Source organism: Vibrio sp. 378 (assembly GCF_033339435.1).
Genome location: NZ_JAWOUO010000851.1, coordinates 1 through 588, shown reverse-complemented (window position 1 = coordinate 588; position 588 = coordinate 1). Strand labels below are relative to the sequence as shown.

The 588-nt window shown below is 51.0% G+C and carries 1 protein-coding gene and 1 pseudogene; both read right to left on the bottom strand.

Annotated features, from left to right (window positions below):
- Nucleotides 1-113: pseudogene (locus tag R7Q48_RS29210) on the bottom strand (enoyl-CoA hydratase); the annotation flags it as partial.
- A 41-nt stretch (nt 114-154) separates the two neighbouring features.
- Nucleotides 155-588: acyl-CoA dehydrogenase family protein (locus R7Q48_RS29205; RefSeq protein ID WP_318133860.1), on the bottom strand; the 434-nt coding region annotated here is incomplete at its 5' end.

The window sequence follows — 588 nt, the reverse complement described above, 5'->3', positions numbered from 1 at the left end:
TTTAAAGCGTGAAGGCTATCTGCCGTCCACGTGTTCGCGGGGGGATTATTCATCGTAATCACTGCGACGTGATTTTGAATGGTGTGCTCAATGGCTTGTGGCGTTGATGACATAATGTGACTTCCCCTTTCGATGGCGCATACCCGATAGCTTGTTAGAGCAACGCTGACGTTTCTGAGAGCAGACGACGCGCGATGATCAGACGCATAATTTCATTAGTGCCCTCAAGAATTTGATGTACGCGAACGTCACGGAAATAACGCTCCATGGGGTACTCTTTTATGTACCCGTAACCGCCGTAGATCTGCAACGCTTGGTCGCAAATTTGAAAACCGACGTCGGTTGCAAAGCGTTTCGCCATCGCGCAGTACGTCGTCGCATCGGGATCGCCTCGATCGAGTTTGCTGGCGGCATAACGCACCAATTGCCGTGCTGCGACAAGCTCCGTCGCCATGTCCGCTAACTTGAACTGCAGCGCCTGAAATTGCGCTAACGATTTTCCGAACTGTTTTCGCTCCTGCATATATTGCGTAGCTTGATTCAGAGCTTGTTGCGCCGTACCAACGGAACAGGTCGCGATATTAATGC